Origin of the sequence: Mesorhizobium sp. M7A.F.Ca.CA.004.04.2.1, assembly GCF_004022825.1 — a bacterium.
GTDB lineage: Bacteria > Pseudomonadota > Alphaproteobacteria > Rhizobiales > Rhizobiaceae > Mesorhizobium.
Map to the genome: position 1 here is coordinate 1 of NZ_RZPH01001129.1, position 1,841 is coordinate 1,841.

At 63.3% G+C, this 1,841-nt stretch carries 2 protein-coding genes; both read right to left on the minus strand.

The window, feature by feature from the left end:
• Nucleotides 1–1,276 (minus strand): ATP-dependent helicase (locus EN893_RS32085; RefSeq protein ID WP_164901305.1); only part of this gene is annotated, 1,276 nt, incomplete at its 3' end.
• Nucleotides 1,277–1,361: 85 nt separating this feature from the next.
• Nucleotides 1,362–1,535, minus strand: coding sequence for a hypothetical protein (locus EN893_RS32090; protein WP_127269821.1), 174 nt, complete (start codon nt 1,533–1,535; stop codon nt 1,362–1,364).
• Nucleotides 1,536–1,841: the final 306 nt, after the last annotated feature.

Genomic DNA, 1,841 nt, shown 5'->3' on the forward strand with positions numbered 1-1,841 from the left:
CCGCCAGCACATCCTTGACGTGAGCGGCATCGAGAAATTTCAAGCCGCCGAACTTGACGAAGGGAATGTTGCGCCGCGTCAGCTCGATCTCCAGCGGGCCGCTGTGGTGCGAGGCGCGAAACAGCACCGCCTGCGATTTCAGTGCCGTGCCGGCCTCGCGCTCGGCCAGGATGGTATCGCAGACGAAATTGGCCTGCTCGACCTCGTCGCGCACGGTCACCAGTTTTGGCCTGTCGGTCGACTTGCGCTCCGACCACAGGTTCTTGGTGAAGCGCTCCGAGGCTTCGCCGATCACCGCATTGGCGGCCGCCAGGATGGTTTCGGTCGAGCGGTAATTGCGCTCCAGCATCACGACGTCGGCGGCTTGCGCGAACTGGTTGGGGAAGTCGAGGATGTTGCGCACCTCGGCGGCGCGGAACGAATAGATCGACTGCGCATCGTCGCCCACCACCGTCAGCCCGGCGCCGTCGGGTTTCAGTGCCATGAGGATCGAAGCCTGCAGGCGATTTGTGTCCTGGTATTCGTCGACCAGCACATGGTCGAAACGCCCGCCCAGATGCGCTGCTATCTCGGGCTCCGCCGCCATCTGCGCCCAGTAGAGCAGCAAATCGTCGTAATCGAGCACGTTTTGCGCCTGCTTGGCCTCGACATAACCGGCGAACAATTGTTTCAGCTGCTCGGCCCAACCGGCGCACCAGGGAAAGGCGGAACCCAACACCTCGTTGAGCGGCGCCTGTGCGTTGACGGCGCGCGAATAGATGGCAAGGCAGGTTCCCTTGGTGGGGAAACGCGCTTCCGTCTTCGAGAAGCCGAGTTCGTGGCGGACCAGATTCATCAGGTCCGCGGAATCCTCGCGATCATGGATGGTGAAGGCAGGGTCGAGGCCGATCTCCAGCGCATAGTCGCGAAGCAGCCGCGCGCCGATGCCGTGAAAGGTTCCCGCCCAGGTCAGCGCATCGGTGATGACAGCTGCATCGCGGCCGAGCACTTCGCCGGCGATACGCTCGACGCGCCTGGCCATTTCGGACGCGGCGCGGCGCGAGAACGTCATCAGCAGGATGCGGCGCGGGTCGGCCCCCTTGACGACCAGATGGGCGACGCGGTGAGCTAGCGTGTTGGTCTTGCCCGAACCGGCGCCGGCAATGACCAGCAGCGGACCGGCTATCTGGCCGTCGCCGTGCTCGACTGCCTGGCGCTGGGCATCGTTGAGCCGGGCGAGATAGGCAGGCTGGACGGTCGGGTCCCGAAAGGTCGAATCAGCAGTGGCGAGGTTCATCCCCCATCAAGCATCGTTTCTGCTTTGTTCGCAATATCGATGCGGGGCTGGCCTCGTGACAGGCCGAAGTGCGACATCCGTGTCTTTAGCGTTGCGGATCGACACCCATGTCGGCCGACTGCCGCCGCAAGGTCTCGCGATCATATTGCGACGGCGGCAACAGCAGCGGGTCGACCGTATCGGGCACGTTTTCGACCATCTTCCTGGCGATACGATAAGTGACATAGGCGAAGGCGCCGGCGACGAGCAGACGGAACATAGTGCAACACTCCTTTGGAGTAGAACCAACCGGGGAAACCGCCTTTGGTTCCCTTGCCAATCGTCCACGCGCGCAGTCGAAGATGGAGGGCGGTTTCGCCAGCGCTCCCCGATGCATTCTTGAGGCAACCGGAGGCGGAACTTGGCGTTTTGCGGGGTTCGCGTGCTGCCGCAACCCGCTGTGGCGTCCCGGACGGACTTTTTGGAGAAGAAGGCCGGCGCCGCTTGGGAGGAGTGAAGCGCCGGCCAAGCGGATAATTAGGTCCGCCGCACAGGTAAGGCTAGCTGAGTCTTTCCCCTGCGTCAT